At 72.8% G+C, this 217-nt stretch carries 1 protein-coding gene; it reads left to right on the top strand.

The annotated features are described in order from the left end of the window. Positions 1-8 precede the first annotated feature (8 nt). On the top strand, positions 9-217 hold a 209-nt coding region (locus tag BN358_RS27110; RefSeq protein WP_232233315.1), incomplete at its 3' end, for a hypothetical protein.

The following is a 217-nucleotide window of genomic DNA, read 5'->3' as shown; positions in this document are numbered from 1 at the left end:
TAGGCGGGCTGGTGCGCCGCCGCGGCGGACGACTTGCTGCGGTCGCCCTGGGTATCGCGCTCGCTGTCGGGCTGATCGGCGCGCTCGGCGCCTTCCTGGCGGCTTCGAAGGCCACCATGACCCAGCGCGCGGTCCAGGCTGTCGCCGTTGACTGGCAGGTACAGGTCCAGCCCGGCGCCGATACCGCCGATGTCCTGGCGGCCATCGGCAAGGACCC

The sequence above is a fragment of the Sedimentibacter sp. B4 genome, assembly GCF_000309315.1.
Lineage (GTDB): Bacteria > Bacillota > Clostridia > Tissierellales > Sedimentibacteraceae > Sedimentibacter > Sedimentibacter saalensis.
This window is presented reverse-complemented; position numbering and strand designations above follow the sequence as displayed.